Origin of the sequence: Pedobacter sp. HDW13, from assembly GCF_011303555.1 — a bacterium.
Classification (GTDB): domain Bacteria; phylum Bacteroidota; class Bacteroidia; order Sphingobacteriales; family Sphingobacteriaceae; genus Pedobacter.
In genome coordinates this window covers 5,697,109-5,719,297 of record NZ_CP049868.1, presented here as the reverse complement: position 1 = coordinate 5,719,297, position 22,189 = coordinate 5,697,109, and the positions used below count along the sequence as shown (strand labels likewise).

The following is a 22,189-nucleotide window of genomic DNA, read 5'->3' as shown; positions in this document are numbered from 1 at the left end:
TGATACTTTACACTTGATTCTATTTTTAGTCTAATTTCAAAACTGCCATAAATGCCGTTTGCGGAATCTCTACGTTACCCACCTGACGCATACGTTTTTTACCTTTTTTCTGTTTCTCCAATAACTTACGTTTACGGGAAATATCACCACCATAACACTTGGCGGTTACATCTTTACGCAAAGCACTTAATGTTTCACGGGCAATAACTTTGGCACCGATAGAAGCCTGAATTTTAATTTCAAACTGCTGACGTGGGATCAGTTCCTTTAATTTCTCGCAGATTTTTTTTCCGAAATCGTAAGCATTGCTACGGTGGATCAATGATGATAAAGCATCAACAGGTTCATCATTAATTAACATATCTAAACGAACCAAATCAGATTTGCGGTAACCAACCTGATGATAATCGAAGGATGCATAACCTTTAGAAATTGTTTTCAGTTTATCATAAAAATCGAATACAATTTCGCCCATTGGCATTTCGAAAACCAATTCTACACGATCCGATGTTAAGTATGATTGATTTACAATTGTTCCTCTTTTCTGAATACAAAGTGACATCACAGGGCCAACAAAATCAGCTTTAGTAATGATATTGGCTTTGATATAAGGTTCTTCAACCGAATCCAATTTACTTGGGTCAGGTAGATCAGATGGATTATTTACAAAAATTTCGTCGCCTTTGGTAGTATGCGCAACGTAAGATACGTTGGGAACGGTTGTTATTACCGTCATATCGAATTCACGCTCCAAACGTTCCTGGATAATCTCCATATGCAGCATGCCTAAGAAACCGCAACGGAAACCAAAGCCCAAAGCTGCAGAGCTTTCAGGTTCGAAAACGATTGAGGCATCGTTAAGCTGCAATTTGTGCATGGCCTCACGAAGTTCTTCAAATTCATCGGTATCAACAGGATAAATACCGGCAAAAACCATTGGTTTTACCTCTTCAAATCCTTGAATGGCATCTAATGATGGTCTTGCAGTAGTCGTAATCGTATCCCCAACTTTTACTTCTCTTGCTTCTTTAATTCCTGAAATAATGTAGCCTACATCTCCGGTTTTAACCACATTACGTGGCGCCATATCTAACTTTAAAATACCAACTTCGTCAGCTAAGTATTCTTTGCCAGTATTGATGAACTTTACTTTATCACCTTTTTTAATTTCTCCGTTTACTACTTTGTAGTAAGCAATAATTCCCCTGAATGAGTTGAAAACGGAGTCGAAGATTAAAGCTTGCAAAGGTGCTTCCGGATCGCCAACTGGTGCTGGAACACGATCAACAATTGCCTGGATAATATCAGGAATCCCCATTCCGGTTTTACCCGATGCAGGAATAATATCTTCACGTTTACAGCCAATCAGATCAATAATCTGGTCTTTTACCTCTTCTGGCATTGCGCCCGGTAAATCCATTTTATTTAAAATCGGAATAATTTCCAGATCGTGCTCTAAAGCAAGATATAAGTTAGAAATGGTTTGGGCCTGTATACCTTGCGATGCATCTACAATAAGTAGCGCACCTTCGCAGGCAGCAATAGAACGCGAAACTTCGTATGAAAAATCTACGTGTCCGGGTGTATCGATTAGGTTGAAATTATATTCAATATCACCAACTTTATAGTTCATTTGTATGGCATGACTTTTAATGGTGATGCCTCTCTCACGCTCTAAATCCATATTATCGAGCAATTGCGCCTGCGCTTCACGCTGCGAAATCGTCGCTGTATATTCTAATAACCTATCAGCCAGGGTACTTTTACCATGGTCGATATGTGCAATAATGCAAAAATTACGTATATGCTTCATCTTTGCGCAAAGATATGCTTTTTAATGGAAATTGTAAGGGGGAAAATGGAAGATAGGAGAGGCTGTATCATTAGTTATAAAATTACTTCAATTTTATCTGGTTAAACACATCAAAATACTATGGAAGGCATTTATTCATGGTTTTCCGACAGACTCTGGATTGATAATTTATATTTAATTTATGATATAGCCTCATCTTAATTTCTTATAGTGTTTAAACAACCGTTTTCTTCCATTTACCTTTTTTAAACAGGATGTAAGCGGCTACAGCAATTCCTGCTTCGGCGGTTGGTATAGCTATAAATACTCCGGTTGGGCCCAGCTCTAAAAACCTGGTCAAAAAGTAAGCGAAGGGAATCTGAAACAGCCAAAAGGCAAAAACGTTTATTTTTGTAGGTGTCCAGGTATCGCCGGCACCATTAAATGCACTAGTAAGTACCATTCCCAATCCATAAATGATGAAGCCAATACTTAGTGTTTTTAATGCATAACTTGCGATTTCAATTACCTTTTTATCTGATGTAAAAAACGCTGCAAATAAATTTCCGCATGTCAGAGAAAGTATACTTATTATTGCCATAAAACCGACCATATACTTCATTGTTATAAAGACTGATTTCTCAGCTCTATCTAAATGACCAGCACCTAGATTCTGCCCAACAAGAGCCGCAGAAGCATTGCTAAGCCCCCATGCAGGCAATATAGAAAACATCATTAATCTCAAAGCTGTTTGAAATCCTGCCGAACCATCTGGCCCTCCGGTTGTTGCAACTAATCTTGTAAGAAAAATATAACTGCATGAACCTATACTAAACTGCAAAATACCAGGAACGGCAATTTTTACAATAGCCTTAATCTGCTCCCAATCGGGAATAAAATTACTAATGATAATTTTTAATGCATTCTTACCATTAAAAAGATTGTAAACCTGGTAAGTTACACCCAAACCTCGGCCAATGGTTGTTGCAATGGCTGCGCCGGTTAAACCAAATGCAGGTATCGGGCCAAAACCGTTGATGAAAATAGGGCAGAGGATAATATTTGCAATGTTTGCGATCCATAAACTTCGCATGGCAATGGCGGCATTTCCGGCACCTCTGAAAATACCATTAATTAAGAACAGCAATACAATAATAAGACTACCACCCATCATAATGCGTACGAAAGGAGTACCATGATCGGCGGTTACCGTACTTGCGCCCATCAGTAATAAAATATCGCGGGCATAAATTAAGCCTAAAATACTGATAATGAGATTAACGCTTACGGCAATTAAAATAGTTTGCATACCTGCTTTTGAAGCAGCTTCGGGATTTTTCTCACCTATTCTGCGGGCTACAACTGCTGTGGCAGCCATACTTAAACCAATAGCGAGCGAATAAATAATAGTTAAAACAGATTCTGTTAAGCCAACGGTTTGTATAGCGTTACTACTATTTTCCAAATGGCCAACAAAATATAAATCAACCAGCGCGAAAACAGATTCCATAGCCATTTCCAGCATCATAGGGATGGCCAGTAAAATAATGGCCCTTTTTATACTGATAGCTGTTAAATCGACCTCGTGACCTTTTATAGCTTGCACGAGCAGCTCGAAAAAAGAAGATAGTTTGCCCTTTGTCTTTATGGACTGTGACATATAATAAAGTTAAAATGTAATGAATAAACCAAATGATACGCATTACGCGTATATACCTAAAATTAAAATCGGAGGGAATCCTCGGTGTTTAGAACCTCAAACGGATTGCAGATACTATCATGGCTCTGGTCTTTTTGATAGATCAAAGATAAAGAAAAATTCTAAACGTCAAATTTTGAGGACGATTATTTTAGTTGATGGTTAATTTGCCACGGAGGCACGGAACTCACGGATTATTTTTTCAGTACTCTTATCTGTGTAATCGCCCTTAAATACTGTAAGCTTTGATCATCTCTTCAGTAACCTTAGAGCCTCTGTTGGTATTCAGGTCAATCAATACGTAGTCAAAAATGCCATCCGAAGCTACCTTGCCGGTTTTTTTATTGATGATTTCGAACTGCACCGAGCAACCTTTTTCGTGCATGGTTAAAATTCCGGTACGGATCAGCATCAAGTCGTTCATCAATAGAGGGCGTTTAAAATTGATATCAACACGGCTTACCACCCAGCCTAACCCTAGTTTGGTAAAATGTTCCCAAGGCATTCCGTAAAACCTTTCCATCTGTTCGTAACGGGCAGCCAGCACATAATCTAAATATTTACTGTTGTGCACGTGGTTGAACATGTCTATATCATCCGGACGGACACGTAATTCGCTTTCGAAGATGCTGTATTGATTCTTTTCCAAGGGTAAATGTTTTCTGCAAAAGTAAGGTATTTACTTTAAAGCCGTTTTTAAAGTTTTTGTTACAGCTTTTCAAAAGAAAAAGTTATTCAACTTCTTTCGGCCCGGATTTATCATTACTCATAAACCTCCACTGTTGCCCATAAAGCGATTCATATTGAACCATTATTTTAATATCAGACTTTTCGACCAATGGCCCCAGACGTTCATCATCTATTTTGATTAAACTTAATTTTTCTCCAACTGGTAGCACTTCATTTTTCCATAAATTAGTAAGCAGTACAGCTTTTGTTGAATCCAGTTTGTGGTCGGTTTTTATTTGTTTAAGAATATCGGCTATGTTTTGATAGGGTTTTGACTTATAATAAAATGCATAATCAGATACAATTGCCGGCCCTAAACCTTGATTTGCAATCAGAAGTTCGTAATGATAAGATTGATCGTTAGTGTTTATTTTATCAGAAAAGCTATTGGAATAGCTCATTAACAGCGGTTTTACTGATGCATATTGCTGAATTCGTTGTAATCTGGTTTGGTATAGTGTTATAATTATTGCGCAAATACTTGTTACAACTGCGCACACTCCAACAATGGTGTTTAATGATAATTTGGGTTCTTTGCTAACTTTCGGTTTCCGCATCTCTTGGTATTAATGGTATCTAAGTTCTAAAATAGAAAAACTCTAGGATTCATTCTTATTAACTATTAAATATTTAAGCTAATAATCAAGGTATTAAGGGCTGAAAAAGTATCCATACTGTCATTTGCTTTTAACCAAAAATAACTTTATCTTTGCGCCACAATTAATTAATTTTTATTGCTTTAATATTATTCAAGAAATGTATTTAAGTCCAGAAAAGAAAGCCGAAATCTTTAAACAACACGGCGAAGTAGAAACCAACACTGGTTCTGCAGAAGGTCAGGTAGCGTTATTCACATACCGTATTGCGCACTTAACAGAACACTTAAAGAAAAATCGTAAAGATTTCTCTACACAGTTGTCACTTCAAAAATTGGTAGGTAAACGCCGCGGTATTTTGGCTTACCTATACAAAAAAGATATTGAGCGCTATCGTGCTATCATCAAAACTCTTCAGTTGCGTGATATCATTAAACAAAAATAAGCGCAAGTTTATCAGAAAAGCCATTCTTTAGGGAATGGCTTTTTACTTTACCTCAAAAAAAAATGACGGGGATTATCATAGATAGATTTTTTAATTCTATCTTCGTTTGCAAAAACAAAAACATATATAAACAACGGTGTGTAGAAAGAGGAAAACACACCATAATTCTATTTAAATGAATGTAATAAAAAAATCGTTCGACTTGGGCGATGGCAGAATTGTAGAAATTGAAACTGGTAAACTGGCTAAACAGGCTGACGGTTCGGTTGTAGTAAAAATGGGCGATACCATGTTGTTAGCAACAGTAGTATCAACAGTGGGCGCTAAACCAGGTACTGATTTTTTACCTTTATCGGTTGATTATCAGGAGAAATATGCAGCAACAGGCCGTATCCCAGGAGGCTTTTTACGTCGTGAGGCAAGATTATCTGATTACGAGGTTTTAATCTCTCGTTTGGTTGACAGGGCTTTGCGTCCAATGTTCCCTTCAGATTATCACTCTGATACTCAAGTGATGATTTCATTAATTTCTGCTGATAAAAATATTATGCCTGATTGCTTAGCTGGTTTAGCTGCATCGGCTGCATTATCAGTTTCAGATATTCCTTTCAATGGTCCGATTTCTGAAGTACGTGTTGCTAAAATCGATGGTAAATTGGTAATCAATCCATATGCCAGTGATTTAGAGCGTGCAACTTTAGAGTTTATGGTTGCTGGTTCGGCTAACGATATCGGTATGGTTGAGGGTGAGTGCGATGAAATTCAGGAAGATGAAATGGTTGAAGCATTGAAATTTGCACACGATGCAATTAAAAAACAATGTGCTATCCAGGTTGAATTAACAGAGGCTACAGGTAAAACTGTAAAACGCGAATATAGCCACGAAGATCACGATGCTGATTTAAAAGCAAAAGTTTACGCCGATACTTACGATAAAGTTTATGCATTAGCTAAATCTGGCTCGAACAAAGATGAGCGTAAAGTTGGTTTCACAGCAATTATTAACGAATTCTTCGAAGCAATGCCAGAAGATACTGCTGATTTAACTAAAGCAATGGCAAAACATTACTATCATGATGTACAGTACGATGCGATTAGAAATTTATTGTTAGATGAAGGTATTCGTTTAGACGGTCGTAAAACTACTGAAATTCGTCCTATCTGGAGTGAAGTTGGTTATTTACCTGCTGCTCACGGTTCGGCTGTATTTACACGTGGCGAGACTCAATCTTTAACTTCAGTTACTTTAGGTAGCAAAGATGATGAGCAAATGATTGATGGTGCTTTCTTTAATGGTTACCAAAAATTCTTATTGCACTATAACTTCCCTGGTTTTTCAACTGGTGAGGTAAGACCAAACAGAGGTGCAGGTCGCCGCGAAATTGGTCACGGTGCATTAGCACAACGCTCTTTGAAAAAAGTATTGCCACAAGGTGAGGCAAATCCTTATACCATCCGTGTTGTATCTGATATTTTAGAATCAAACGGTTCATCATCAATGGCAACTGTGTGTGCTGGTACATTAGCGCTAATGGATGCTGGTATTAAAATCAAATCTCCGGTTTCGGGTATTGCAATGGGTTTAATTACCGATGAGAAAACTGGTAAATATGCAATCCTTTCTGATATTTTAGGTGACGAAGATCATTTAGGTGATATGGACTTTAAAGTAACTGGTACTGAAAATGGTATCGTTGCTTGTCAAATGGACTTAAAAATCAATGGTTTATCGTACGAGGTTTTAACAAAAGCTTTATTGCAGGCTAAAGATGGTCGTTTACACATCTTAAACGAGATGAAGAAAACCATCAGCCAGCCGAATGAGGATTACAAACCACATGCTCCACGTATTGTTTCTTTAACTATCGATAAAGAATTTATTGGTGCAATTATCGGCCCTGGAGGTAAAATTATTCAGGAAATGCAACGCGAAACCGGTGCATCAATCTCTATCGAAGAAGTTGATGGAAAAGGTATTGTTGAGGTATTTGCTGATAATAAAGCATCAATTGATGCAGCAGTTACCCGTATCCGTAACATTGTAGCTAAACCAGAAATTGGCGAAATTTACCAAGGTAAAGTAAAATCAATTATGCCTTTCGGAGCATTTGTTGAAGTAATGCCAGGTAAAGATGGTTTATTACACATCTCTGAAATTTCGTGGGAACGTTTAGAAACCATGGATGGTGTGTTAAAAGAAGGTGATAAAATCGAGGTTAAATTGTTAGACATCGATAAACAAGGTAAAATGAAACTTTCCCGTAAGGTTTTATTACCAAGACCTGAAAAACCAGCTGCACCAAAAGCTTAATAGGTGAACGTAATGCTGAACTTGTTTCAGCATCTCAATAACGAAAACCCTTTCAGTTAGCTGAAAGGGTTTTTTGTTTTATGTGAAACGTTTTTCTTAGATTTATTGAGTTCTAAATCGCTTCTCTATTATGAAGAATACCGCACTACTTTTGTTATTTTCAGTTTTGATTATGGCTTGCAACCAACAAGAGCATAAATCAAAAGGCAACACCAATAAAAAAAATACATCGAGAACCTTAGAAAACAAATCAGCTAATTTCAGCGAAAAAAGCTTGATTGCCTTTATGGATAGTGTTGGAAGGCTTTCAACTGATTCATTGGTGAAAAAAACTTCTTTTTATGCCGATTCTGTGTTTTTAGCTATTCAACAAATTAACCGGAAGTTAAATAAATTAGAATATAGTACATTAAAAACAGCTATTAAACAGAGATCAATAAAGATTGATCAAGCTGAAAAAATCTTTGGTAAAATAGAACTCGACAGTATTTATCTGGGTGAAAAAAATATTCCGGTTAAATTTTATGCTTTTGGTAAAGGGAGTAGAAATAAAAAGGAGTTTGCAATTTCTTTTAATGAAGATCGGGTCCGGGGAAGAACTAATCTTTATTTCTTTAATGGCGATTCGTTATTAGCAAAAAAAGCGATATATAATTATTATGGCCTTGAGCTTAATCATTATAAAGATGCAGATGGCAAAACCATAATTTATTACAGGGAAGATTATATCACCGGCTCGGGGATTTGGTGGAATAATTTGTATTTCTACAAATATTATAATAACCGTTTCATCCCTGTATTGAATGAATTGTCTAATGGGAATACCACAGGTGCTTTGGGATCGCGTCAAAAATGGCTGGAGTCAATCAAGCTGAAGACCAATCCTTTGATGTTAAAAATGGTTTACTCCCATGGCTTTAATGAATGGAAGAATAATGATTACCCGGACTTAAATTATTTGTTAAACGATTCTACCATTGTAAAGTATAGCTGGGATGAAAAGAGTAAAACACTAAAAGGAGCTTACGAAAATTCAAAGATTACAAAACCACAAATTTTAACTTATTATGTTGAGGATAATGAACTGCTATACATAAACGTTTTTTACGATCTGTTAAAGAACAAGATGAGAGATAATGAAAAAAGAAAATTAATTCTAACTTATTTAAATACAGTTAAAAAACACGAAAGGGACAGGGATTCTAAGTAAATAATATATTTTTAAGCTGACAAATAGAAATTTTTCTTTCATATGAAATGAGAACTTGAATGTTTCTCACTAAAAACTTTCATGGTTCTTTTGTAACTTGCAGTATTGCTATGAAAAAGGAAATTCTTACCAATTCGTCATGCTGAATTTATTTCAGCATCTTACCTGTTATTAAGACCCTGAAATAAATTCAGGGTGACGATTGCTTTTAGACTTTGCAGATACAATATAAAAGCGATTTATTCGCATTATTGAAAGGATTAATACCAAAATATGAAATACATTATAGCCCCATCCATACTTTCTGCCGATTTTGGCAATTTGCAGCGTGATATTGAAATGATTAACAACAGTGAAGCCGATTGGTTCCATGTTGATGTGATGGATGGCGTTTTTGTACCCAATATATCTTTTGGCTTTCCGGTTATGGGTGCTGTTAAAAAACATGCAACAAAACCTTTGGATGTTCATTTAATGATTGTGGAACCTGATAAATACATTCAGGATTTTGCTCAGGCAGGGGCAGACCGCATTACCGTTCATTACGAAGCCTGTACACACTTGCACCGTAGTATTCAATTAATAAAGGCATCAGGCTGTAAAGCCGGGGTGGCCTTAAACCCACATACACCTGTTACTTTATTGCAGGATGTAATTGAAGATCTGGATCTGGTGCTGATTATGTCTGTTAACCCCGGTTTTGGCGGTCAGGCTTTTATTCACAATACCTATAAAAAAATACAGGATCTGAAAGCGTTGATTAAAGGAATTAACGACGATTTAATTATTGAGGTAGATGGTGGTGTAGGTTTGCAGAATATAGCTACACTGATATCGGCGGGTGCGAATGCTTTTGTAGCGGGTAATGCAATTTTTGCGACTGAAAGCCCTACAGTAACTATTTCTGAGATGAAACAATTAACCCATAATAGTGTGAGTATTTAATTGTTTTATTGCTAAATTGTTCTGATGATAATAAGTAATTTTTTAGCACTTAAATGCTAATACTTTTTATTGCCTGGCAAATACCTGTTGATACTAAAAATGCTCAAATTACGGCTCCTCTTTCTTCTTTTAATTGCCGGTTGCGGTTTAGCTGTCGCCCAACCTCTGGTTAGGGTTTCGGGGATTGTGCAAAATGAAGAAAAGCTGCCGCTGGCACAAGTTACCGTTATTGTATTAGGTCAGGCACAATCAACTGTAACCGATGAATTTGGTGTGTATACCATTTATTCAAAATCCAAATCCTTTAGTATTAAATATTCCCTCTTGGGCTATCAGCCTCAAACCATCAAATTTAACGAACGTTCTGGTGCGCGAATATTGCAAAAAGTTAATTTAATAGCCAATATTAATGAACTGGAGCAGGTAAATATTACCAATAAGCAAAACCAGCTCAGTAATGCCACCACCATAAATGTTACCGATATTGGCGCTATGCCTTTGGTTTCGGGTAATTTTGAAACAATGCTCAAAACCTTGCCTGGGGTATCTACCAATAATGAATTAAGTGCACAGTACAGCGTTCGTGGGGGTAATTTTGACGAAAATTTAATCTACATCAATGATGTAGAAATTAACCGGCCTGTACTTATCCGCAACGGGCAGCAGGAGGGACTTAGTTTTATCAATTCCGATCTGGTCAGCAAAGCAAAGTTCTCGGCTGGTGGCTTTGAAGCCAAATATGGCGATAAGCTTTCATCTATTCTGGATATCAGATACGATAAACCCGATAGTAACCAGACCATATTGAGTACCAGTTTGTTAAATACTTCTTTAAGCACAAAGCAAGTATTTAAGCACAGTTTTTTACTGGCTGGCTTACGTTACAAGAATAATACGAGTGTGCTAATTAAGCAGGACGAAAAAGGGAGTTACAGTCCCAATTACGCTGATGCACAAGTGCTGTACCAGTATGATTTTTCGCCTAAATTTAACATCAGTTTTTTGAGTAATTTTAATATTGGTCAATTTAAACTGGTACCTACCAACCGCGAAACGCAGTTTGGAACATTAAGCACTACACTTAAGTTAAATGTAGATTATACTGGGCAGGAGATAGACGATTATCAGACTTTTGGTAGTGCTGTTACTGCTGCTTATTCGCCGAGACCAAATTTAGTGGTTAAATTTATAAACAGTTATTTTAATACGATTGAGCGTGAGCGTTTCGATATTAACGGAAGCTACGTTTTTGCGGAAGTAGACAATAACTTTTCGGGCGAAAATTTTGGCCCTGTTAGTAAAAATAAAGGAATAGGAAGTTATTATAATTATGGGCGAAACAGTTTAAATACCCAGGTTTTTGCATCAGAAATAAAGGTTGATCAGAATTTTAACAGTCATGTTTTTTCATGGGGATTTAAATTCGATCAATCTACATATAACGATAAATTGAATGAATATAACTATACCGATTCTGCAGGTTTTATTTTGCCCAATAATGGTAAAAATGTTGTAATGCAGAATGTAATTAACGTTAAGAATAACCTCGATATCAAAAACTACAGCGCCTATATTCAGGATAGTTATTCGCTTTCCAGCTCGGCCGAGCTACAGTTGGGGGCACGCGCGACCTACGGTTCTTTAAGTAAACAACTGTTAATCAGTCCGAGGATGCTGATTGCTTACCGGCCTAACTCTAACAATAAAATTTTAAGGTTTACGGCTGGCGTTTACAAACAACCGCCATCATACCGTACCATCCGCAATTTCTCGGGCGTTTTAAATGTCGATCAGAAAGCACAAAGTTCTTACAATACCTCTTTGGGTTATGAATACGCTTTTGATGCCTTCGGCACACGCTTAAAATTTACTTCTGAAGCTTATTTTAAATATTCCGACCGGTTAATTCCTTACAAAATTGATAATTTAAGGATAAAATACCTCGCAAATGAAATATCAAAAGGCTATGCCTATGGTGCCGATTTTAGTATAGGAGGGGAGTTTGTGAAAGACCTGGTTTCGTATTTCAGGATGTCGGTGATGCATGCCAATGAAGATATTATCGGTGATAGTTATGTGCAAAACGGAACCACCATTTATCCGGGTTATCTAAAACGGCCAACAGATCAGCGGTTAAATTTCTCTATTTTCTTTCAGGATCGGTTGTTGAACAGTCCTACATATAAGGTGCATTTAAATGCGCTCTATGGCTCACGCCTGCCCATTGGCCCTACACAAACACCTAGATATTTGGATCAGTTTTTTGTTCCATCTTATAAAAGGGTAGATATCGGTTTTTCTAAAGATTTCCTGGACGATACTGCTTTGCATAAACCAAAATTCTTAGACCGTAATTTCAGTTCCGTGATTCTGTTTTTTGAAGTTTTTAACCTGCTCAATATCGATAATACAGTTTCTTATTTATGGTTAAAGGATGTAGATAATGTTCAGTACGCCATTCCAAATTATTTAACCGGGAGGCAATTTAATTTAAAACTGATTGTTAAATTGAAAAATAATTAAGCAGTCGGTTACATTGCCCTAAAAGTTGCAGTAGAAGTATTTCCGATTAAAAAGTGGAGCCATTTCTATCAGAAAAACAGCTTTCATACCATATCAATTCAACATATTTGACTACTTGGAAGCCTCATTGCAAAAACTGCAAGAAAAACATCATTTTTAGTCTTTTTTTTAACAAAATTTAATTTTTTATGGTACGATTTTATAGGCATAACTGCTATAAAAATTTTACATTTACGCCCATAAAACATTATATAATAAGATGAAGCATAATTTTGGCGCAGGCCCTTGTATTTTACCTCAAGAAGTGTTTAAACAAGCAGCTCAGGCTGTTTTAGATTTTAACGATGGATTATCAATTTTAGAGATTTCGCACAGAACAACCGAGTTTGAGGCAGTTGTTGCAGAAGCTGATAAATTGGTAAAGGAATTATTAAATGTGCCATCGGGATATTCCGTTTTATTTTTACAGGGTGGTGCAAGTTTACAGTTCGCAATGGTGCCGATGAATTTGTTGGGCGATGGACAAACTGCAAGCTATTTAGATTCTGGCGTTTGGGCTAGTAAGGCTTTAAAGGAAGCTAAACTGGTAGGCAATGTAAATGTAGTGGCTTCTTCTAAAGATGCTAATTATACCTTTATTCCGAAAGATTTCGAGATTCCGGCTGATAGTGCTTATTTCCACTACACTTCGAACAATACTATTTACGGTACTGAGCTTTTCGAAACACCTAAAACCACTGTTCCGGTAGTATGCGACATGTCGTCTGATATCATGAGCCGTGTGATTGATGTTTCTCAGTTCGATTTAATTTATGCAGGTGCACAAAAAAATGTGGGCCCGGCCGGATTAACCATTGTGATTGTTAAGGACGAGATTCTAAACAAGATCGACCGTAAAATTCCATCAATGCTGAACTATCAGTCGCATATCGATAATGGTTCGATGTACAATACTCCACCGGTTTTCTCTATCTACGTTGCTTTATTAAACCTGCGTTGGTTAAAATCAAAAGGCGGTGTTGCTGAAATCGAGAGAGAAAACAAGCAAAAAGCCGAAGCACTTTACAGAGAGATTGATCGTAATCCTTTATTCAAAGGTACTTGTGCACTTGAAGATCGTTCTAAAATGAATATTTGTTTCGTAATGGAAAATGCCGAACTGGAAAAACCATTTCTGAAATATGCAGAAGAACAAGGTATTGTTGGTATTAAAGGCCACAGAAGTGTTGGTGGTTTCCGTGCTTCGATGTACAATGCTTTGCCAATTACAAGCGTACACGCTTTAATTGATGCCATGCAGGCATTTGAGGAACAACAGGCAAAGGTGAATTAATATAAATTATAACCACCGATTAATAGATTTATCAATGTAAACTATTAATCGGTGCAATCATAAGTAACAATGTTTAAAATATTAGCAAACGACGGAATTGATCCGATCGGAAAAGAATTATTAGAAAAAGCAGGTTTCCAGGTTGATACCGAAACTATTGCACAAGATCAACTGGCTGAAGCTTTAAAAAAGTATGATGCGATTACAGTTCGTAGTGCTACAAAAGTTAGAAAAGAGCTGATTGATGCTGTACCAAATATTAAATTAATTGGTAGAGGTGGTGTAGGTATGGATAATATAGATGTGGAATATGCACGTAGTCAGGGTATTGCAGTTGTAAATACTCCTGCAGCTTCTTCTTTATCGGTAGCCGAACTGGTATTTTCTCACTTATTTACCGGTATCAGGTTTTTACAGGATGCTAACCGTAAAATGCCTGTTGAAGGTTCAAGTCAGTTCAATAACCTTAAAAAAGCTTATGCAAAAGGAACTGAACTAAGTGGGAAAACCATTGGTATTATCGGTTTTGGTCGTATTGGCCGTGCTACTGCTAAAGTTGCTTTAGGTTTAGGTATGAATGTTTTAGCTTACGATTTATATCCAACCGAAACTGAAATTACTTTAGATTTTCAGGGCGGTCAATCGGTAAGTATTCCAATTAAAACCGTTTCTTTGGATGAAGTAATTACCGGAAGTGATTTCTTAAGCTTGCATACACCATTTGCTGATAAGCCGATTTTAGGTGCTGAAGAATTTGCTAAAGTGAAAAAAGGCGTTGGTATTGTAAACTGCTCACGTGGTGGAACAATAGATGAGCCTGCTTTAATTGAAGCATTAAACTCTGGTAAAGTATCTTTTGCAGGTTTAGATGTTTTCGATAATGAGCCTACACCATTGGCTGAAATTTTAACACACCCTAAAATCTCGTTAACACCACACATTGGTGCATCAACAAATGAAGCTCAGGAGCGTATTGGTTCGGAATTGGCTACATTGATTATCGAGCATTTTAAAAAATAAATAATACCAGACCTTGCAGGTTTAAAAAATCTGTAAGGTCTGATATCTAATCTAACGCCTTCTTTAATACCCAATAACGATAACCTAAAATCGCTTTTTGCCATGTGTTTAGCTTATTAGGATCTTTCTTATACAAACTAGGCAAAATGACCTTGTTAATTTTAACCAGGACTTTAAATAGCGCTTTTTTCATACTTTTTATATTGCTGTAGTTTTTTGTTGAAAAAATAAAAACCACCGGCCATTACCAAAATTAAAAACACCACGAGGTAATTAACCAGGTTTTTACTTTTATCCCTTTTGTCGGCAGCTACCTTTAATTGCTCATTCTGATCCTGTAATTTTTTAATGGTTTGCATATAGCGTTGTATGCGTTCTTCCGAATGATCAGAAACAGCTATTTTCTGTTGATTCTGAAGATCTTTGTAGTCCATCAATATCTTAAGCTCGGTAAAAATATTATTATCTGTTAGTACAACCTGACGCAGGATTTCGTTGGAATTTTTAATATCACGCTTGGTTTGCCAGCCAAAAATCCCGGTACGCTGGTTCAGGCTTTCGTCGTACTGACCAAATTTGGCACTTCGTTCGACCAATAGTGAATTTATTTTGGCGCGCTGGGCAGCATAAGCTGTGGTATCTTGTTGAGCGAAAAGCTGAAGATTAAATAAGAGGGCAAAGAGTAGGTAAAAATATTTCTTCATGTGCTATAAACGTGAAAAAGAGTGAACTTGTTTTATTTTCCTAAAAGAGAAGATGAATAACGTCACAATCTGCAACTAATAGCGATCGTCATTTATTCTTAATCAAGCTTTCGGCTTTGGTCTTTCTCCTTTTAACCAGCCTTCGAATGAAACTCCACTCTAACAATGTCGCCCAGGTGTAAGCCTAACAAACCACTGGCTTTACCTTTATTAATGGCAATTTCGAGGTGGTTACTAATACCAAATAGGCAAAGTTTTTCGCCTTCCTGTACTTCATTGTAATGCCAGCTCAATTGGGTAATGGTTTCGCTCTTTCTAAAATGCAGGGTAAAATCGCGGTTTTGCTGTATACGGGTAAAAAGATCTTTTGTAATATTGGTAATTACGTTGCAAAAAGTGTCGATGTAAACTACACTTCCGCGAATCACATCTTTCTCAATAACAGGATGTAAAAGCATCTTTTGCTCAATCTCTGCTACAGGTAAACCGATATCTTTTAGCTTACCCCCTTTAGCCAGGTGTGTAGCAGCTTTTACAAAAATATCAACCAATGGAAAGTGCAGATACTTCAAATCCTGCATGATATTCAGCTCTACCACATCTTCCGGATGCTCATCAAAAAGGAGGGAGAAAATACCATTATCGGCGCCTACAAAATAATGATCACGGTGCTTTACTGCAATGTATTTAGTGTTTTCGCTATACACAGAATCGATGCCGATTAAGTGTACCGTATTTTTTGGGAAATAGGGATAAGCGTTCTTTAAAACGAAAGCTGCGTACGAAATATTGAACGAAGGAACATCGTGGGTAATATCAATTAAATTAACATTAGGCATAAGACTCAGCAGACTACCTTTTAGTGCACTCTGGTAAAAATCTTTTGAACCTAAATCTGTTGTTAAAGTAATTATCCCCATTAAAAATTCATTATTATTGCTTATTCTTGTGTACAGGCCTAAGCGTCTGCAAATATTCAAATTTTAATTAATATACCCCGATAACTTTTTAAAATACTACAGTTTGAACGAATTAAAATTAACTCTGGATACCGTAAATCCTGCTCACTTTTGGGGGCCGAATAATGAGAATTACGAAATGATTAAAGGTGCTTTCGCGAAGTTGAAACTTGTGGCGAGGGAAGTGATATTAAGGTTCTCGGTGATGAACAGGAACTTAAGTCTTTTGAGGAGAAGTTTAACCAGCTGGTCGCTCACCTCGAAAAATATAGTTCGCTAACCAATAACGATGTAGAATCGATACTGGGAGCGAAAGCAACAAACCTGGCAAAAAAAGATGTCGAACAGCCAACTGGTGGAGGCGGAGAAGTGATTGTTTTCGGTACAAATGGCTTATTGGTTAAAGCCAGAACGGCTAATCAGCGTAAAATGGTGAGCAGTATTGCTAAAAATGATATTTTATTTGCCATTGGTCCTGCCGGAACAGGAAAAACCTATACAGCAGTTGCTTTAGCAGTAAGGGCACTGAAAAATAAAGAAATTAAGCGTATCATTTTAACCAGGCCGGCTGTAGAAGCAGGAGAGAACCTCGGCTTCCTTCCAGGTGATTTAAAAGAAAAGATCGATCCGTATTTACGTCCGCTTTACGATGCGTTGGACGATATGATCCCTGCTGAAAAGCTGAAGTTTTATATTGAAAACCGTACGATAGAAATCGCTCCTTTAGCATTTATGCGTGGCCGTACCTTAGATAATTGCTTTGTAATATTGGATGAGGCTCAAAACGCCACCGATATGCAGTTAAAAATGTTTTTAACCCGTATGGGGCCAACAGCTAAGTTTATTGTTACCGGTGATGTTACGCAGGTAGATTTACCAAAGAAACAGATGTCGGGTTTGTTTAACGGTTTAAGGATATTAGAAGACATTAAAGGTATTGATATTATTTATTTAAGCGGAGAAGATGTAGTTCGCCATAAACTGGTTAAAGATATTCTTAAAGCTTATGGTGATATTCAGTAAATGGGTGATGTAAGGTGGATGATGTAAAATGTAGCATGGAAAATGTTAAAGCCTTCAAAAACCATTATCCGTCTTACATTATCCATCTAATATTATTATTATGGAAAGTATCTTTTTAGAAAATAACCTAAAACTTTCTTTTGAGAAACTGCCGCATACCATTCGTCTAATCATTTCGAAAAACAATGAAGAATGGGTTTGTAAAAAGGAAACGCTTAGAAAGCTGTTCGAATTTGTTAATATTGATGAGGCACACATTTTTAAAGGAAGGCTTCAGTTGATTAAAATTAATAATCATATCACGCTTCAAGTGAAAAGTGAAAATATCAGCACCATTTTGACAAAGACCTTTATTGAGGTTTTAAATAAGCTGAAATGAACTAAACCCGTAGCTTATTAACTGCTGTTTTTTTAGTAAATTATATCTTCGGACTTCTGATCCCAGTCTTCGGACTTTCCGACTTTTTTCCTATTTTTACCGCCTCATGAAAGCACTTAAAGAAACCCATTTTAATTTCCCCAATCAGAGCAATTTTTACAAAGGTAAAGTTCGCGATGTGTATACTATAGCCGATCAGTTTATGGTAATGGTGGTGTCAGATCGCATTTCTGCATTTGATGTTGTCTTGCCAGAGGCTATTCCATTCAAAGGACAGGTGTTAAATCAGATCGCAGCTAAGTTTTTAGCAGCCACACAGGATATTGTGCCCAACTGGGTTTTAGCTGTGCCAGATCCGATGGTAACCATTGGTCGTATTTGCGAGCCTTTTAAGGTAGAAATGGTAATCAGGGGTTATTTAGCTGGTCACGCATGGCGCGAATACAGTGCAGGTAAACGTTCAGTTTGTGGTGTTTCTTTACCTGATGGTTTAAAAGAGAACGATAAATTGCCTCAACCAATTATCACCCCAACTACTAAAGCAGCTGTTGGTCACGATGAAGACATTTCGAAAGAAGATATTTTAGCCAAAGGAATTGTTTCTTTAACTGATTACGAGAAATTAGAACAATATACTTATGCACTTTACAAGCGTGGAACTGAGATTGCTGCAAAAAGCGGATTAATTTTAGTAGATACGAAATATGAATTTGGTAAGGCGGATGGCGTAATTTATCTGATTGATGAAATCCACACACCTGATTCATCACGTTATTTTTATGCAGAAGGATACCAGGCACGTCAGGATAATAATGAAGTACAAAAGCAACTTTCGAAAGAATTTGTGCGTAAATGGTTAATCGAAAACGGCTTTCAGGGTAAAGATGGGCAGGTGGTACCAGAAATGACTCCGGAAATTGTAAATTCCATTTCGGAGCGTTATATCGAGCTTTACGAAAAGATTGTAGGTGAGACCTTTATGAAAGCAGATGCAGATGCCATTTCGAGCCGCATCGAAACTAATGTTTTAAAGGCACTTGAAACACTTTAATTTCCGAAAGAAATTTATACATTAGTGCAATAAAGATTAGAGAGATGAAATTTTCAGTAGATAAACACGATAAATATGTAAGCTTAAGGTTGGAAGAAACCAGGTTTACAAACGATAATGCCCCCGGTTTAAAATCTGAACTGTATTTGCTTAATGCAGAAGGGTTTAAAAATATAATTGTTGATCTTAGCCACGTTACTGAATGCAATGATGCACAGGATTTGAGCTGTTTACTGGTTGGCGACAGGCTTTGCAAAGCAGCTGGAGGATTGTTTATCGTAACTGGAATTAGCGATGAGCTTGCTACAATTATAGAATTATCAAACATATTTCAGTCTGTTACGTTTGTTAATACATTAGAAGAGGCAACCGATTTCATCTTTATGGATGAACTGGAAAAAGAATTCAGAGGCGCTAAATAATCTATATTATCCAATAATATTATAGCCTCGTAGTTTTTCAAAATCTACGAGGCTTTTTATATCTCATCATTATGAAATTTGAAGTTACCATTTTAGGAAGCAGTTCGGCAACTCCTGTTTTTAACCGGAATCCATCGGCACAGCTTTTAAATTGTAACGAAAAATGCTATTTAATTGATTGTGGCGAAGGGACCCAGCAACAACTGGCTAAATTTAATTTAAAAGCCGCCCGCATCGATTATATATTTATCAGCCACTTACATGGCGATCATTACTTTGGGCTGATTGGTTTGCTTTCCAGTCTGCATTTAAACGGCAGGATAAAGCCCATACAAATTTTCGGTCCAAAGCCACTGCTCGAAATTCTCGAAATCCAGTTTAAATATTCCGATACGGTTTTGCGCTATCCGATAGAGTTTTTTCCGATTGAGGCAGATGAACCGAAACAGATTTTCGAAAACAGCGATCTGATTGTAAAAACCATTGTTTTAAATCACCGTATTCCTACCACAGGTTTCCTTTTTCAGCAAAAGAAAAGGCAGCGTAAACTGATTAAGGATAAGGCAGAAAACGTTCCGATGGCTTATTATACCTCCCTCAAGAAAGGAATGGATGTTGAGCTGCCTAACGGAGAAATTTTACGCAGTGCCGATTATACTGTAGCTGCCGATCCACCCAGAGCATACGCTTATTGTTCGGATACTTTATTTGATGAAAGTTATTTTCCGACAATAATGGGCTGCGATACGCTTTACCATGAGGCAACCTTTATGCACGATTTGTTGGATAGGGCCAGAGAAACACATCATACTACTGCACTACAAGCTGCTGAGGTTGCTAAAACCATAGGCGCAAAGAAATTGTTGATCGGCCATTTCTCATCACGCTACAAAACTTTACAAATGCTTTTCGAAGAGGCTCAGGCTGGTTTTGATAATACCGAGCTGGCAGTAGAGGGGAGGACTTTTCAGCTTTAAAAAGGTATTCTGTGTTAACCTATTTGCTATTATTTAACCATATAATTCATGTCAGAAACATTTGAGTTTACATCGCCTTATATGCTTATATGGTTAACATAAATTTCTCCGCCAATTGAGCACAAAAAAAGCCCTGAATTTCTCCAGGGCTTCCGAATTTATTAAAAATAATTACTTGTCTTTTTTGTTACCACCTCCAAATACAGAGAAGTGAACATAACGCTTTGGATTGGCTTTTAAGTCGATCATTAATGCATCCAGGTTTTTAGAAGCGTTGTTTAAGTTTTCGTACATTTTATTGTCGTTCAATAATAAACCTAAACTTCCTTTACCATCTTTAATACCTGAAATTACACTTTGTAAATCGGCAATAGCATTGTTGGCGTTATCTAATGTTTGTTTAAAATTAGCTGCTGCAAATTTATCGGTAACGGTGTTAATGTTAGTTAAGATATCGCTAATCTTTTTGTTATTGTTGTTCAGGTTAGCTGTAATACCTTCAACATTTTTAAAAATAGCTTCAATACGTGCACTTTCAGATCCTACTAAACCATCTACTTTTTTCGATGTGGTTTCTAACGAAGCTAAAGTACCGGCAATACTGTTAAAGCTTTTGTCAACATTTTTTTGGAAGTTAGGATTCAGGATTGAGTTTACACTGCTTAAAATAGAATCCATTTTACCAATAATCAATTCAGCTTTCTTTTGTACCGGCTGAACCTGCTCCATTAGTCCTTTTTCTACATTTGCATTTAAAGTGTAACCATCTTCGGCCATTTTTTTAGAATTACCTAACGACATTACAATTGCTTTGCTACCCAATAAATCTGTACCTTCTAAACGTGCAATACTGTTTTCAGGAATTTCATATTTGCTGTTTATACTTAAAGTGGCAATAATAGTTCCATCGGTTTGAAGTTCGAGTTTTGCCACCCGGCCAATTTGGTAACCATTAATCAGTATGGGTTTAGATACCGTTAAACCATCTACTCTGGTATATTTGGCAAATAAAGTAGTTTCGTTTGAGAAGATAGAATTCCCTTTTAAAAAATTATATCCAATTATTAATAAAGCAATGGCAAATGCAGCTAAAATACCTACTTTGGTTTCGTTCTTAATCTTCATGAGTGTTTCTTTAATGGCTACAAGTTTTGTTATCAATCTAAACTTGTAGAGCGTAATTTATTTTTTAAGCTAAACTTTATAAATACACAAAGCCAGCATTAATTGTTTGGTATATGTTCTATATTTTCTGCAAAGTTAAAATAACTATCATTTATAATGCCACTTATTTAACTTCGATATTTTTTTTATATGTTTTTATTGCATCTAAAATAGAATTGGCAATTTCACTCTGACCTTTTGCAGAATTAATATACTTCTCTTCGTCAGAATTTGAAATAAAACCAACCTCAGTTAATACAGCAGGCATACCACAACGTTGTAATACCAGCACGCCTTGTTCTTTAACACCACGGCTTAATCTTTCATCCCTGCTGATGTAGCTGTTTTGGATTAGTTTGGCAAATTTAATGCTTTTATCACGAAATGTGTTTTTTAGTAAAGATAGCAGTATAAAGCTACTCGGATTGTTTGGGTCATAGCCATCGTACTTGGTTTTATAGTTTTTTTCAAGTTTGATATCGGCGTTTTCGCGGATGGCAGCATCCTGTTCCTTTAAGCGGTGGGAGCCGGCAACCAATGTTTCTACACCTTTAATGTGTTTGTTGCCTGGCGGCATAGAATTGCAATGAATCGAAATAAACAAATCGGCGTTGGCCTCGTTGGCTATTTCTGCCCGTCTGTATAAGTCAACATCAATGTCGGTTTTTCGAGTGTAAATGATTTTAATATCCGGCAGTTCTTCCTTTAATATATCGCCTAATTTTAGCGCAACTTTTAATGAAATATCCTTTTCTTTTGAGAAACTGCCCGATGCACCTGGCTTTCGGCCACCATGACCAGGGTCGATCACAATGGTTTTAATTTTGTATCCCTGTGCAAATGTATGTGTAACAGCTATTACCGAAAGAAAAAATAGGCTAACCAGAAGTTTAATCTTCATTTAAAA

At 36.7% G+C, this 22,189-nt stretch carries 19 protein-coding genes and 1 pseudogene; 12 read left to right on the top strand and 8 right to left on the bottom strand.

The features are described from left to right. Positions 1 to 25: 25 nt before the first annotated feature. From lepA to G7074_RS23730, 4 genes are all read right to left on the bottom strand, one after another. Positions 26 to 1,813, bottom strand: a complete 1,788-nt coding sequence (gene lepA / locus G7074_RS23745) for a translation elongation factor 4 (protein WP_124562452.1) — start codon at positions 1,811 to 1,813, stop codon at positions 26 to 28. 214 nt (positions 1,814 to 2,027) lie between these two features. Then, on the bottom strand, positions 2,028 to 3,452 hold the full coding sequence (locus G7074_RS23740; RefSeq protein WP_124562451.1) for an MATE family efflux transporter: 1,425 nt from the start codon (positions 3,450 to 3,452) through the stop codon (positions 2,028 to 2,030). 268 nt (positions 3,453 to 3,720) lie between these two features. Then, positions 3,721 to 4,140 (bottom strand): thioesterase family protein, encoded by a 420-nt coding sequence (locus G7074_RS23735; protein ID WP_124562450.1) that lies wholly within the window; start codon positions 4,138 to 4,140, stop codon positions 3,721 to 3,723. An 82-nt stretch (positions 4,141 to 4,222) separates the two neighbouring features. Then, complete coding sequence (locus G7074_RS23730; RefSeq protein ID WP_124562449.1) at positions 4,223 to 4,621, bottom strand: hypothetical protein; 399 nt, start codon at positions 4,619 to 4,621, stop codon at positions 4,223 to 4,225. A gap of 355 nt (positions 4,622 to 4,976) precedes the next feature. Between G7074_RS23730 and rpsO the strand changes: the two genes are divergently transcribed. From rpsO to G7074_RS23695, 7 genes are all read left to right on the top strand, one after another. Then, positions 4,977 to 5,261, top strand: coding sequence for a 30S ribosomal protein S15 (gene rpsO / locus G7074_RS23725; protein WP_047797868.1), 285 nt, complete (start codon positions 4,977 to 4,979; stop codon positions 5,259 to 5,261). Between the two features lie 175 nt (positions 5,262 to 5,436). Further along, the gene (gene pnp / locus G7074_RS23720; protein ID WP_124562448.1) at positions 5,437 to 7,572 is read left to right on the top strand and encodes a polyribonucleotide nucleotidyltransferase; all 2,136 of its coding nucleotides are present in this window, start codon (positions 5,437 to 5,439) and stop codon (positions 7,570 to 7,572) included. Positions 7,573 to 7,702: 130 nt separating this feature from the next. Further along, positions 7,703 to 8,782, top strand: a complete 1,080-nt coding sequence (locus G7074_RS23715; protein ID WP_124562447.1) for a hypothetical protein — start codon at positions 7,703 to 7,705, stop codon at positions 8,780 to 8,782. A 273-nt stretch (positions 8,783 to 9,055) separates the two neighbouring features. Beyond that, positions 9,056 to 9,727: a ribulose-phosphate 3-epimerase gene (gene rpe / locus G7074_RS23710; protein WP_124562446.1), complete on the top strand. Its 672-nt coding sequence runs from the start codon at positions 9,056 to 9,058 to the stop codon at positions 9,725 to 9,727. A 99-nt stretch (positions 9,728 to 9,826) separates the two neighbouring features. Beyond that, positions 9,827 to 12,250 (top strand): TonB-dependent receptor, encoded by a 2,424-nt coding sequence (locus G7074_RS23705; RefSeq protein WP_124562445.1) that lies wholly within the window; start codon positions 9,827 to 9,829, stop codon positions 12,248 to 12,250. Between the two features lie 259 nt (positions 12,251 to 12,509). Then, positions 12,510 to 13,583: a 3-phosphoserine/phosphohydroxythreonine transaminase gene (gene serC, locus G7074_RS23700; protein ID WP_124562444.1), complete on the top strand. Its 1,074-nt coding sequence runs from the start codon at positions 12,510 to 12,512 to the stop codon at positions 13,581 to 13,583. Positions 13,584 to 13,652: 69 nt separating this feature from the next. Further along, positions 13,653 to 14,603 (top strand): D-2-hydroxyacid dehydrogenase, encoded by a 951-nt coding sequence (locus G7074_RS23695; protein WP_124562443.1) that lies wholly within the window; start codon positions 13,653 to 13,655, stop codon positions 14,601 to 14,603. Positions 14,604 to 14,776: 173 nt separating this feature from the next. On the opposite strand, the gene G7074_RS23690 is transcribed toward G7074_RS23695, so the two are convergent. Next, a complete protein-coding gene (locus G7074_RS23690) occupies positions 14,777 to 15,307 on the bottom strand; it encodes a hypothetical protein (protein ID WP_124562442.1) in 531 nt (176 codons plus the stop codon). 131 nt (positions 15,308 to 15,438) lie between these two features. Beyond that, entirely contained in the window at positions 15,439 to 16,227 is a 789-nt protein-coding gene (locus tag G7074_RS23685; protein WP_124562441.1) for an S-adenosyl-l-methionine hydroxide adenosyltransferase family protein, read from the bottom strand. Positions 16,228 to 16,330: 103 nt separating this feature from the next. On the opposite strand from G7074_RS23685, the pseudogene G7074_RS23680 reads away from it, so the two are divergent. The 5 genes and pseudogenes from G7074_RS23680 (at position 16,331) to G7074_RS23660 (ending at position 20,118) form a co-directional block, all read left to right on the top strand. Beyond that, positions 16,331 to 17,289 (top strand): annotated as a pseudogene (locus G7074_RS23680) (PhoH family protein). 100 nt (positions 17,290 to 17,389) lie between these two features. Then, positions 17,390 to 17,668, top strand: coding sequence for a hypothetical protein (locus tag G7074_RS23675; RefSeq protein ID WP_124562439.1), 279 nt, complete (start codon positions 17,390 to 17,392; stop codon positions 17,666 to 17,668). A 106-nt stretch (positions 17,669 to 17,774) separates the two neighbouring features. Beyond that, the gene (locus tag G7074_RS23670; protein ID WP_124562438.1) at positions 17,775 to 18,719 is read left to right on the top strand and encodes a phosphoribosylaminoimidazolesuccinocarboxamide synthase; all 945 of its coding nucleotides are present in this window, start codon (positions 17,775 to 17,777) and stop codon (positions 18,717 to 18,719) included. A gap of 44 nt (positions 18,720 to 18,763) precedes the next feature. Continuing rightward, positions 18,764 to 19,141, top strand: a complete 378-nt coding sequence (locus tag G7074_RS23665) for an STAS domain-containing protein (RefSeq protein ID WP_124562437.1) — start codon at positions 18,764 to 18,766, stop codon at positions 19,139 to 19,141. Positions 19,142 to 19,212: 71 nt separating this feature from the next. Then, the gene (locus G7074_RS23660) at positions 19,213 to 20,118 is read left to right on the top strand and encodes a ribonuclease Z (RefSeq protein WP_124562436.1); all 906 of its coding nucleotides are present in this window, start codon (positions 19,213 to 19,215) and stop codon (positions 20,116 to 20,118) included. 171 nt (positions 20,119 to 20,289) lie between these two features. Here G7074_RS23660 and G7074_RS23655 read toward each other — a convergent pair whose 3' ends face one another. Next, the gene (locus G7074_RS23655) at positions 20,290 to 21,243 is read right to left on the bottom strand and encodes an MlaD family protein (RefSeq protein WP_124562435.1); all 954 of its coding nucleotides are present in this window, start codon (positions 21,241 to 21,243) and stop codon (positions 20,290 to 20,292) included. Between the two features lie 163 nt (positions 21,244 to 21,406). Continuing rightward, complete coding sequence (locus G7074_RS23650; RefSeq protein ID WP_166211717.1) at positions 21,407 to 22,183, bottom strand: N-acetylmuramoyl-L-alanine amidase; 777 nt, start codon at positions 22,181 to 22,183, stop codon at positions 21,407 to 21,409. Positions 22,184 to 22,189: the final 6 nt, after the last annotated feature.

Coding starts and splice junctions, on each gene's coding strand:
- lepA (WP_124562452.1), bottom strand. CDS start 1,813: ATGAAGCATATACGTAATTTTTGCATTATTGCACATATCGACCATGGT.
- G7074_RS23740 (WP_124562451.1), bottom strand. CDS start 3,452: ATGTCACAGTCCATAAAGACAAAGGGCAAACTATCTTCTTTTTTCGAG.
- G7074_RS23730 (WP_124562449.1), bottom strand. CDS start 4,621: ATGAGCTATTCCAATAGCTTTTCTGATAAAATAAACACTAACGATCAA.
- rpsO (WP_047797868.1), top strand. CDS start 4,977: ATGTATTTAAGTCCAGAAAAGAAAGCCGAAATCTTTAAACAACACGGC.
- pnp (WP_124562448.1), top strand. CDS start 5,437: ATGAATGTAATAAAAAAATCGTTCGACTTGGGCGATGGCAGAATTGTA.
- G7074_RS23715 (WP_124562447.1), top strand. CDS start 7,703: ATGAAGAATACCGCACTACTTTTGTTATTTTCAGTTTTGATTATGGCT.
- rpe (WP_124562446.1), top strand. CDS start 9,056: ATGAAATACATTATAGCCCCATCCATACTTTCTGCCGATTTTGGCAAT.
- G7074_RS23705 (WP_124562445.1), top strand. CDS start 9,827: ATGCTCAAATTACGGCTCCTCTTTCTTCTTTTAATTGCCGGTTGCGGT.
- serC (WP_124562444.1), top strand. CDS start 12,510: ATGAAGCATAATTTTGGCGCAGGCCCTTGTATTTTACCTCAAGAAGTG.
- G7074_RS23695 (WP_124562443.1), top strand. CDS start 13,653: ATGTTTAAAATATTAGCAAACGACGGAATTGATCCGATCGGAAAAGAA.
- G7074_RS23690 (WP_124562442.1), bottom strand. CDS start 15,307: ATGAAGAAATATTTTTACCTACTCTTTGCCCTCTTATTTAATCTTCAG.
- G7074_RS23685 (WP_124562441.1), bottom strand. CDS start 16,227: ATGGGGATAATTACTTTAACAACAGATTTAGGTTCAAAAGATTTTTAC.
- G7074_RS23675 (WP_124562439.1), top strand. CDS start 17,390: ATGGAAAGTATCTTTTTAGAAAATAACCTAAAACTTTCTTTTGAGAAA.
- G7074_RS23670 (WP_124562438.1), top strand. CDS start 17,775: ATGAAAGCACTTAAAGAAACCCATTTTAATTTCCCCAATCAGAGCAAT.
- G7074_RS23665 (WP_124562437.1), top strand. CDS start 18,764: ATGAAATTTTCAGTAGATAAACACGATAAATATGTAAGCTTAAGGTTG.
- G7074_RS23660 (WP_124562436.1), top strand. CDS start 19,213: ATGAAATTTGAAGTTACCATTTTAGGAAGCAGTTCGGCAACTCCTGTT.
- G7074_RS23655 (WP_124562435.1), bottom strand. CDS start 21,243: ATGAAGATTAAGAACGAAACCAAAGTAGGTATTTTAGCTGCATTTGCC.
- G7074_RS23650 (WP_166211717.1), bottom strand. CDS start 22,183: ATGAAGATTAAACTTCTGGTTAGCCTATTTTTTCTTTCGGTAATAGCT.